9 protein-coding genes and 1 riboswitch are annotated in these 9266 nt (G+C 72.1%); of the genes, 2 read left to right on the top strand and 7 right to left on the bottom strand.

Annotated elements, in window-relative coordinates:
- Positions 1–30: 30 nt before the first annotated feature.
- The 5 genes from SMA5143A_RS08470 to SMA5143A_RS08495 all read right to left on the bottom strand — a co-directional run bounded on the left by SMA5143A_RS08470 (position 31) and on the right by SMA5143A_RS08495 (position 5631).
- Entirely contained in the window at positions 31–1251 is a 1221-nt protein-coding gene (locus SMA5143A_RS08470) for a hypothetical protein (protein WP_107462291.1), read from the bottom strand.
- 72 nt (positions 1252–1323) lie between these two features.
- A complete protein-coding gene (locus SMA5143A_RS08475; protein WP_107462292.1) occupies positions 1324–2361 on the bottom strand; it encodes a C40 family peptidase in 1038 nt (345 codons plus the stop codon).
- A 315-nt stretch (positions 2362–2676) separates the two neighbouring features.
- Entirely contained in the window at positions 2677–3714 is a 1038-nt protein-coding gene (locus SMA5143A_RS08485) for a C40 family peptidase (protein WP_181361790.1), read from the bottom strand.
- Positions 3715–3979: 265 nt separating this feature from the next.
- The gene (locus SMA5143A_RS08490; protein WP_107462295.1) at positions 3980–5323 is read right to left on the bottom strand and encodes an NYN domain-containing protein; all 1344 of its coding nucleotides are present in this window, start codon (positions 5321–5323) and stop codon (positions 3980–3982) included.
- A 68-nt stretch (positions 5324–5391) separates the two neighbouring features.
- Positions 5392–5631, bottom strand: coding sequence for a hypothetical protein (locus SMA5143A_RS08495; protein WP_055541554.1), 240 nt, complete (start codon positions 5629–5631; stop codon positions 5392–5394).
- A 191-nt stretch (positions 5632–5822) separates the two neighbouring features.
- Here SMA5143A_RS08495 and SMA5143A_RS08500 point away from each other — a divergent pair, with 191 nt between their 5' ends.
- A complete protein-coding gene (locus tag SMA5143A_RS08500; protein WP_258193449.1) occupies positions 5823–6599 on the top strand; it encodes a rhomboid family intramembrane serine protease in 777 nt (258 codons plus the stop codon).
- On the top strand, positions 6596–6877 hold the full coding sequence (locus SMA5143A_RS08505; protein ID WP_107462297.1) for an Lrp/AsnC family transcriptional regulator: 282 nt from the start codon (positions 6596–6598) through the stop codon (positions 6875–6877). The genes SMA5143A_RS08500 and SMA5143A_RS08505 overlap by 4 nt, the downstream gene beginning before the upstream one ends.
- A gap of 125 nt (positions 6878–7002) precedes the next feature.
- Here SMA5143A_RS08505 and SMA5143A_RS08510 read toward each other — a convergent pair whose 3' ends face one another.
- Together SMA5143A_RS08510 and SMA5143A_RS08515 are read right to left on the bottom strand one after the other, a co-directional pair.
- Positions 7003–7410 (bottom strand): hypothetical protein, encoded by a 408-nt coding sequence (locus SMA5143A_RS08510; RefSeq protein ID WP_146193889.1) that lies wholly within the window; start codon positions 7408–7410, stop codon positions 7003–7005.
- A 109-nt stretch (positions 7411–7519) separates the two neighbouring features.
- The gene (locus tag SMA5143A_RS08515; protein ID WP_107462299.1) at positions 7520–8890 is read right to left on the bottom strand and encodes an aminotransferase class V-fold PLP-dependent enzyme; all 1371 of its coding nucleotides are present in this window, start codon (positions 8888–8890) and stop codon (positions 7520–7522) included.
- A gap of 119 nt (positions 8891–9009) precedes the next feature.
- Positions 9010–9125, bottom strand: a riboswitch (SAM riboswitch).
- Between the last annotated feature and the right edge of the window lie 141 nt (positions 9126–9266).

The raw sequence follows: 9266 nt of genomic DNA on the forward strand, positions 1-9266 counted from the left end.
TCCCACCGCTCCCGCGCAGGAGCCCGGCGGTCAGTGGAGCTGCGCCCGCACGTACTCCCGCCACTGCGCGGTGAAGGCGGCCAGGTCCGTGCCCAGGACGTCCTTCAGGGCGCCCTCCACGGCCCCGGGGCGCTTCCCGTGGGCTCCGACGGCGCGGTAGAACTCGTCGAGCCGTACCTCGCCCCAGCGGTCCGCGATCAGCCGGCAGGCGAGCCAGCCGCCCTCGTAGGCGCGGGCGAGCCGGCCCGAGTCGCCGGTGAACCCGAAGTCGGCGTCCGTCGGCAGCGCGCCGGGGACCCGCCCCGCGGCCACCGCCCTGCGCAGCTCCGGGGCGACCTCCGGCGCGGTGCGGCCGGTCGCCCGGTAGCCGGCCCAGTCGGCGTACCCCTCGGAGAGCCACAGGGGCGTGGCGGCGTTGGTGTGGGCACGGGTGGCGACATGGGTCGTCTCATGGGTGAGGACGACCTGCTTGCCGAACGCGCCGAGCACCGCGTACGCGTCGGGGTTGACGATGATCCGGTCGGCGGGTGCCCTGGCCGCGCCTGAGGCCTCCCCGGTGGTGACGGCGGCGATCCCCCGGTAGCCGGACGCGGGCGCCCCGAGGAGTGCCGCCATCTCCTCCAGCGACTGCGGGACGAGGACGACGACCCGTCGTGCCCAGTCCTCGCCCCACGCCTCGGTCACGGCGGGCACGGCCCGGTCCGCCAGCCGGGCGTACTCCCGCAGGTCCCCCTCCGACCGGCCCACCCCGAGCACCAGGCTCCGCTCACCGCGGACGGCCCGTATCGGCCCCTGCTCCCACAGCTGTTCGGTGCCCTGGTCCGACGGCTCGTCGGAGGCGACCCGCCAGCGGCCGTCGTCGTCCCGCGCCAGGCTCAGTGTGCGTACGGCGGTGACGGGCGCCTTGTCGTAGCCGCGTATCCGGTAGCGCAGGGCCGCCTCGGCCGTCGCCCGGTCGCCGGTGCGCCGGAAGCCGGTGAGGTCGTAGGACCAGGAGGCCAGCGGCAGAGCGCGGAGGTTCGCGAACTCGGCCGCCCCGGTGGTTCGTTGACCGCTCGTGGTGTCGGCCGGCTCCTCCGTGGCCCGGTACGCGGCCGCGTCCCGTTCGAGGACCGCCGTCGCCCGCCGGTCGAGCATGGCCTCGACGTCGGCGCGCGCGGAGTCCGGTGCCGCGCCGCCGCAGCCGGCGAGCAGGGTCAGCGCGAGACAGACTCCCGCGCCGTCCGCGAGCGCACGCCTTCGACCAGCCACGTTCCCGATCGTACGGCGGCCCGGCCGTCCCTGGGACGGGGCGGCCGGGCCTCGACACGGCGGGGGCCGCGGTCAGGGGCGGGTGACCGAGGCGACGGGCATCATGCCGACGGGGTCGTAGCGGACGGGGGCGCCCGGGTAGGGGGCGTGAATGACCTGGCCGTTGCCCACGTACATACCGACGTGGCTGGCGTCGGAGCGGTAGGTGACCAGGTCTCCCGGCTGGGCCTGGGAGAGCGGGACCTGGGTGCCCGCGTACCGCTGGGCCTGCGAGGTCCGCGGGAGCGCGACACCTGCCTGGGCGTACGACCACACCATCAGACCCGAGCAGTCGAAGCCGTGCGGGCCGGTGGAGCCCCAGATGTACGGCTTGCCGAGGGCGGAGCGGGCCGCGGAGACGGCGGTGGCGGCACGGGCGTTGGGGGCGACGGCACCCGAGGGCTCGGGGGTCTCCTGCTCCATCTCGGCGCGGCCGGAGCGGGAGGCGCGGTCGTACTCCGCGCGCTCCTCGTCGGGCAGGGAGTTGAGGAGTTCGCGGGCCTTGGCGAGCTTTCGCTCGACGGTCCGCTTGTGCGCGGCGACGGCCTTGCGGCTCTTCTCCAGCTCGGCGAGCTTCCCGGTGGCCTCGTGGCGCCTCTGGGCGAGTTCCCGCACCGCCTGCTGGAGGTCGCGGAGTTCGCCCGCCTGGTGGGTGCTGATCCGGTCGAGCGCGGACGCCTTGGCGAGGTAGTCGTCCGGGTCGGTGGAGAACAGCAGGGCGAGCGACGGATCGAGGGCGCCCGAGCGGTACTGCGCGCCGGCGAGCGAACCGAGGGACTCCCGCATGGTGTTGACGCTGTCCTGCTTGCGGGCGATGGCGTCCTGGGCGGCGCCGACCTGGTCGCGCAGCTCGTCGGCGCGCTCGTCGGCCTTGTTGTACGCCTCGGTGGCCCGTTCGGCCTGCTCGTACAGCCGGTCCACCTCGGCGCGGGTGGAGTTGTCGTGCGGCGCGGCGGCGGCCTGCTGGACGGGGATGGCGCCGAGCGCGGCGGCCGCGGCGGACAGCACGCCCAGGGCGGCGGCTGCGCCCCGGTCGAACCCGGACGGTACAAGACGACTGTGGGACCCCACGGGAAGCCGCACTCCCTTCGACGGCGGACAGGATCCTCCCCCGGCACGGCGTCGAGGTGCCCCTTCGCGGGGGCGTTCTCACGGCGGGTGAGGAAGGCGCGGCCGACAGTAGCCGCGCGACCCGGTCACAGCCAAAGACCTCCGCGGGCACGGAGCGTGACACCTTGCTCGGGACGCAGGTCACCAGCGGGACGAGGGGTCAGTACGAGGTGCGGGAATTCCCCCGTTCGGGCGGCATTGTGTCCTGATCTTGAAGGACGACGAGGCCGGTTGTCACGGTGTGTGACAACCGGCCTCGTTCGAGCCGCGCGTGTGTCAACCGACGACGCGGACGCCGAACTGGAAGGAACCGATGGTGTCCATCGACTCGTAGCGGACGACCTTGCCCGGGTAGGGGGCGTGGATGACCGTGTTGTTGCCGGCGTAGAGGCCGACGTGGCCCAGGTTGTTGAAGAACACCAGGTCGCCCGGCATCAGCTGGTCGCGGCCGATCTTCGTGCCGTCGTTCTGCTGGGTGTACGTGGTCCGGGAGATCGACACACCGGCCTGCGCGTACGCCCACTGCGTGAGGCCGGAGCAGTCGTAGGAGTTGGGGCCGCTGCCACCGGAGACGTACGGCTTGCCGAGCTGGGTGTCGGCGGCGGCGAGCGCGGCGGCCGCATACCCGGAGGCGGGGGCGTCCTTGCCGAGTTCGACGCGCTCGCCGGCGTCGCGGCTGGCGCGCTGCTCGTCCTCGGCGAGGTCGGCCCGCTCCTGGGCGGTGAGGCTGTTGAGGAGCCTCTGCGCCGCGGCGAGCTTGCTCTGGTATTCCTTCTTCTTCTTGCCCAGGGTCTCGCGGGTCTCGGCGAGGTCCTCGAGCTTCTCGGCCGCCTCCTGGCGCTGCTGGGCGAGCGCCCGCTGCTTCTCCTGGATCTTCTTGAGCTGCTCGACCTGCTGGCCGCTCAACTGGTCCAGGGTGGCGGCCTTGTCAAGGTAGTCGTCGGGGTCGGCGGAGAGGAACAGCTGGATCGAGGAGTCGATGCCGCCCGTGCGGTACTGGGCGCTGGCCGCCAGGCCTATGCCCTCGCGCAGCTCGTTGAGCTCCTCCTGGCCGCGGGCGACGTTGTCCTGGATGGTGGAGATCTCCTTCTGGAGCTTCTCCTGCTTCTCCTTGGCCCCGTTGTACTTGTCGGTGGCCCGGCCCGCGTCCTCGTAGAGCGCGTCGACCTTGGCCTTGACCTCTTCCTTGCTCGGCTTGTCGCTGGGGGCGGCGTTGGCCGCCTGCGAGGTCAGGGCCACGGCAGCGGCGGCGGCGGTGGTGAGCACGCTCACTCGCGCACGGCTCGGCTGCTTGGGTCGACGGTGGGACGCCACGGTAGGTGAACTCCTTCTTGTGAGCGATCGCCCGCCCGAAGGGGGACCGGCGGCAACGATCACCCGTCCAGAGGTTTGAGCCCAGACCCTAGTGACCTAATGGTGATCACTTCAAATCCCACACAGCAAAAATCCCGTCCCCCGGCGCACTATTTACACTCAACACACATGCAGTAATGCTCGATTGACGCTACGTTGTGCAACAGTTCCGTCAATTCGGTCATACCGCCCGTACGTTGCGGTTGGCGCGGATGTGGCCGAAGGGTCAGGAAAGCCTCTTCAGGAGCACCGCCGACGCCACCGGGCGCGCGCCCGCCTTGGCGACGCCGTCGGCCACCTCTCGGTCGGTGGAGGCGACGATGACCGGCCGCCCCGGCGGTTCGGCGCGCACCAGCTGCCGGATCAACTCGTCGGCGGTGACGCCGGGCTTGGAGAACAGCACCCGCACCCCGCGCGGCGGTGCGAGCAGCACGGGCGCGGCCAGCTCCGCCCCGTCGAAGACACAGGTGACCTCGGCGCCGGTCTGCGCGGCCAGCTGCGACAGCTGCCCGAGGAGCCGCAACCGCTGCTTCTCCAGGGGCATCTGCGGATAGCCGGTCTTGGTGACGTTGTAGCCGTCGACCACGAGGTGGGCCTGCGGCAGCGCGAGCAGCTGGTCCAGGATCGCCGGATCGTTCTCCGACAGCGCGCGGGCGGCGATGTCCTTCGGCGTCATCCGCCCCGGCTCGACCGCGTCGACGGTCTCGGCGGGCCGTACGGACACCGGCGGCAGCGCCAGCTCCCGTCTGAGGCCCTGGGCGGCGTCCAGCACGGTGTCCAGCAGCAGCCGTACGCGCATGTCCTCGACGCTGCGCCCCTCGCGGGCCGCCCGCCGGGTGGCCTCCAGGGCGGCCTCCGCCTCGCCGAGCCGGGCCTTCAGCCGCCGGGTCTCGCTCTCGGCGGCGGACACCTGGGCGTGGCTCTCGGCGCGCAGGGCCTCCATCTCGGCGTTCTGCTTGCGCAGGGCGGCCTCGCCGCGCTTGACGTCGCTGAGGGCCGCCCGGAGCTTGCGGTGCAGGGAGTCGGCGTCCTTCTTGGCGGATTCCAGCTCCTGGCGCAGCCGTTCGGTCTCGGCCTTCGTGTGGTCACGGGCCTCCGCGAGCTGCTCGCGCAGCCGCTCCAGCTCGGCGCGGCTCTCCTCGTCGGCCCGCTCGGCGTCCGCCCGCTGGGCCTCCTCGCCGGCCGCGGCGACCAGCTTCACCCAGCCCGTGGGGCGCAGGACGTACGCGGCAGCCGCCACGTCCAGCGGGTCGGCGGCCGGGGGCGGTGCGCCCGTGTCCAGGGCGCCGGCCAGTTCCGGGTGGGCCTCGCGGAACCGCTCCGCGATCCGCTGTCTGAAAAGCGTGTCGCCCTCGACCGCGGCCGCCATGGCGTTGCCCGCGAACTTCACCCGGCGGTTCGGGGCGAACCGGGCGTACTGCCGGAGCTGCGCGGGCAGTTCGGCGACGGTCAGGCCGCCGAACCCGTCCGACACGATCTGTACGACACGCCGGCGCACGCCTTCGGGCAGCGGACGGTCGAGCACCTCAGCGGTGCCGTCGCCCGGCCCCCCGCCTGCGGTCTCCACCATCCGTCACACCCCATTTCCGTGCGGGCCCCTGGGCCGCTCCCGACTCGCGCGAGCGGGGACCCACGTCTTCAGGAGCCGGCGCCCGGCCTGTCCACGAGTTCCACCTGGTCCACGGCGTTGCACCAGCGGCAGCGGACCGACTCGATGGTCTCACTGACCACCTCGCGCTCCTCGACCTTCGGCTCCCCGGCGAGGTCCAGGTGAACGTACTCGACGACCTTGGACGAGCGGGTCACGTCGAACCGCGTGAGATTGCCGCAGAGGGTGCAGCGCCAGCGGGTCGTGGCCGTCGGCAGGGGAACCGTCATCGTGGCTGCTCTTCCTTCTTCCAGTCTCCGTGATGCGCGCGCCGGACTCCCGGTGCGTGTGGCTCGTAACCCTACGGCCTGACCGGTACTCGCCGCCCGTCCGCCCATGGAGTGCCTCCGGCGGCGACGGCGAACCCCCTCGGCGGCGAGGCGGTCTGTGCGGGTGGGTCCCGTTACGTCATGCTCTGCTCATGATCGGCAAGTGGAGCGCACATGTTTTCGGGCCCCGGTCCGCCCCCGGGGCGGGGCGGCCGGTCGAGCGGACCGTGCGGAACGAGTCGGCGCCCGTGACGTACGGACTGATCGCCGCCTGCTGTCTGGTCTTCCTGATCGGTCCGGCCGCGGGCCTGAACCCCGTGTACGGAGCCGGGGACGAGCTGCTCGCCGCGCAGCGGGCCTATTTCCGCCGCTGGGGTGTCGTACCGGTCGAACTCTTCGCCGGCACGCCCCGCGCGGCCCTCACGCCCCTCACGGCCCTCTTCGTGCACGGCAGCTGGCTGCACCTCCTCGGCAACATGCTGTTCCTCTTCGTCTTCGGGGCGATGGCCGAGGAACGCATGGGCCATGTGGAGTTCGCCCTCTTCTACGTGGTCTGCGGGTACCTCGCCCTGGTGGCGTACGCGGGCGCGCACGCCGGGTCGCAGCAGTCACTGGTGGGCGCGTCCGGGGCGATCTCCGCCGTCCTCGGCGCGTTCCTCTTCCTGTTCCCCGGAGCGCGCGTGACGAGCCTGTTCCCGTTCCTGTTCTTCCTGCCGCTGCGGTTCCCGGCGTGGGTGACCCTGCCGTTCTGGGTGACCCTCCAGTGGCTGGCCGCGCGCCGGGAGACGTCCGGGCCGGGGGTCGCCTATCTGGCACACCTCGTCGGGTTCGGACTGGGGTTCGTCTACGCGTGGGGGCGTTATGGACGGAGGACTAGAGTGACAGCGAATGCCCCCGCTCCGGCCCCCGAGGGAGAACACCAGCCGTGATCACCGCGATCGTGCTCATCAAGACCAGCGTGGACCGGATCCCGGAGATCGCGGAGTCGATCGCCGCGATCGAGTCGGTGACCGAGGTGTTCTCGGTGACCGGTACGTACGATCTGGTCGCCATGGTCCGGGTCAGGGCCCACGAGGACCTCGCCGAGGTGATCCCCGGGCGCATCAGCAAGATCCCCGGGGTGCTGGGGACGGACACGCACGTGGCGTTCCGCACGTACTCGCAGCACGACCTGGAGGCCGCGTTCGCCATCGGCCTGGACGGCTGACCAGGGCCGACGACGGGCCGCGCAGACGCCGCGCGGCGGGCCCCCTCGGAGGAGGGCCCGCCGCGTCGAGCTGCCGAAGGGCCGCTACGGCCGTTCGACGATCGCCCGGACATGGTCTCCCGGGGTCACTTCCAGCACCACTTCTTGATCGACCTGTAGGCACTGATGTCCGGATCGGTCGACCCGCGCATCCCGGTCTTGCGCACGATCTGACGGTCCTTGCCCCGGCTGTCCTTGCCGTACCACGTCTTGGTGGTCCGGTTCCATGTCGAACGCGGCAGCCGCTTGTGGGTGGGATGGTCGGCGTACGGCGGCACCCACGCCCCTCTGCCGCACTTGTAGTCGGCCACCGCGTTCACCTTGTAGTACGAGATGGTGTGCTTGTAGTTCTTGGCGTCCCACAGGCAGAGCGAGCCCTTCGGCTTGCAGTCGCCCATGGCGGCCTCGGCCGAGTCCGCCTGGATCCCGCCCGCCAGCACCATGCCCGCCGTCATGGCGGAGGCGATCACGAGCCCCTTCATCCCACGCTTCATCCGTACTCCCCGTAGTGAGCGGCCGCGAAGACCGGCCGCCCGCCCACCCTAGGCAGCCCCGCTCGGCCTCGAACAGTTGTCCTTTGGGGCAGGGTGGCAACAGGGGACGTCAGGTGGCGGGGACGCAACGGCCGTCCTCGGTGCGGTAGTTCCACCGGGCACCGTCCCGGACGAGTTCCCTGACCGCGCCCACGAACCGCTCGACGTGCTCGTCGGGCGTGCCGGCGCCGAAGCTCACCCGGATCGCGTTGAGGGACTTCTCGCCCGGCGCGGCCTCGGGCGCGCCGCACTCCCCCTGGGTGTGCGGGTCGCTGCCGAGCAGGGTGCGGACCAGCGGGTGGGCGCAGAACAGGCCGTCGCGGACACCGATGCCGTACTCCGCCGAGAGGGCCGCCGCGAAGTGGGAGCTGTTCCAGCCGTCGACGACGAAGGAGATGACCCCGACCCGGGGCGCGTCGTCGCCGAACAGAGAGAGCACCCGGACCTCGGGCACCTCGGCGAGCCCGGCGCGGACCGTGGCGATCAGGTGCCGCTCACGGGCGACGAGGGTGTCGAACCCGGCCTCGGTGAGGGCCTTGCAGGCGGAGGCGATGGCGTACGCGCCGATGACGTTGGGCGAGCCGGCCTCGTGGCGCGCGGCGGTCTCGTGCCACTCGACGTCCACGCCCCCGTCCGTCCGCCGGGTCACCTTGCGGGAGGCACCGCCGCCCGCGAGGTACGGGTCCGCCTCCCGCAGCCAGTCGGCGCGCCCGGCGAGGACGCCGGAGCCGAAGGGCGCGTACAGCTTGTGCCCGGAGAAGGCGACCCAGTCGACGTCCAGGTCCTGCACGGAGACGGGGTGGTGGGGTGCGAGCTGCGCGGCGTCGAGCACGATCCGCGCGCCGTGCGCGTGCGCGGCGGCGGCCAGTTCACGCAGCGGCCAGATCTCTCCGGTGACGTTGGAGGCGCCGGTGACACAGACCAGCGCCGGGCCGTGGGGGTCCCGGTCGGCGAGGGCGCGCTCCAGCGTGGCGACGGCCTCGGCGGGCGTCCGGGGGGCGTCCAGATACGTCACGCGGGCGTCCCGCCAGGGCAGCAGCGAGGCGTGGTGCTCGGTCTCGAACACGAAGACATGGCAGTCGGCGGGCAGGGCCGCGGCCAGGAGGTTCAGCGAGTCGGTGGTGGAGCGGGTGAAGACCAGCTGGTCGTCGGCCCGGCAGTCGAGGAACGCGGCGACGGTCTTCCGGGCGTTCTCGAAGAGGTCCGTCGACAGCTGGGAGAGGTACCCGGCGCCCCGGTGCACGCTGCCGTAGTACGGCGCGTACGCCGCCACGTCGTCCCAGACCCGCTGGAGCGCGGGGGCACTGGCGGCGTAGTCGAGCGCGGCGTAGGTGACCTCGCCGCCGGTGACGAGCGGGACGGTGACATCCCGGCCGAGAACGGACAGAGGAGAGCAAACGGACTGGTCGGCGGCAAGGCTGGAGACACTGGAGACAGACATGGGGAACTCCCGTGAGAGGGCATGCCGAAGAAAGGCACGCTGAAGGAAGGAAGAAGGGTGCGCGGAGGCGGGGCTCGGCGGCCCTATCGCATTCGCTTGCTCACGGAAGAACTCCCTCGAAGCCGCGCTTGCCGTAGACCTCGCTGCCTACGGCCCGGTCTTCACCCGGGGCACCCCGCCACGGAAGGAGGGTTGCCGGACAGCCAGCCGGGGCTATGGGCTGTCACTCATGACCTGAACGAGAACGTACGCGAGGTGATCGTCGCGCCGCAACTCGTGTCCGGATTCCGGGACGGGACACCTCGGGGGTGGACAGCGAGGTTCATCGGCGGGTGCGGGTGGGTGGGGGCTTCTCGCGCAGTTCCCCGCGCCCCTG

The sequence above is a fragment of the Streptomyces sp. MA5143a genome, from assembly GCF_900290235.1.
Taxonomy (GTDB): Bacteria; Actinomycetota; Actinomycetes; order Streptomycetales; family Streptomycetaceae; genus Streptomyces.

Coding starts and splice junctions, on each gene's coding strand:
- SMA5143A_RS08490 (WP_107462295.1), bottom strand. CDS start 5,323: ATGGTGGAGACCGCAGGCGGGGGGCCGGGCGACGGCACCGCTGAGGTG.
- SMA5143A_RS08500 (WP_258193449.1), top strand. CDS start 5,823: ATGATCGGCAAGTGGAGCGCACATGTTTTCGGGCCCCGGTCCGCCCCC.
- SMA5143A_RS08510 (WP_146193889.1), bottom strand. CDS start 7,410: ATGAAGCGTGGGATGAAGGGGCTCGTGATCGCCTCCGCCATGACGGCG.
- SMA5143A_RS08515 (WP_107462299.1), bottom strand. CDS start 8,890: ATGTCTGTCTCCAGTGTCTCCAGCCTTGCCGCCGACCAGTCCGTTTGC.
- SMA5143A_RS08495 (WP_055541554.1), bottom strand. CDS start 5,631: ATGACGGTTCCCCTGCCGACGGCCACGACCCGCTGGCGCTGCACCCTC.